The sequence below is a fragment of the Herbidospora sp. RD11066 genome, from assembly GCF_054661255.1.
In genome coordinates, this window is record NZ_BAAGDO010000173.1 from 1 (window position 1) to 268 (window position 268).

Annotated in this window: 1 protein-coding gene; it reads left to right on the forward strand. The window is 55.2% G+C overall.

Features of this window, described 5'->3' with window-relative positions:
- Positions 1–72: 72 nt before the first annotated feature.
- Positions 73–268 (forward strand): hypothetical protein (locus ACYQ78_RS39675; RefSeq protein WP_459806154.1); only part of this gene is annotated, 196 nt, incomplete at its 3' end.

Below are 268 nucleotides of genomic sequence, written 5' to 3' on the forward strand. Positions count from 1 at the left end.
CTTTTGGAGCGCAAAAATGTGATTCTCCTTTACCGCAGTGCCTGGACTTTGCCCCACTTGCACTGCAGGGATTTGACCCAGGATGTGGCTGGACCCTGGACCCCGACACCAGGTTTGCCATTTTCACCTGCCGGAGACATCGCCAAAGAATTGGATGGAACACCGGCGCTGTTCGTTGTCAATCTGTCTGGCGACGTTTCTGCTTGCGAGTTCGTCTTGAATGACGGTGGACCTCACTACCGATGGGACAAGGCCTCAGGAGGTGGAG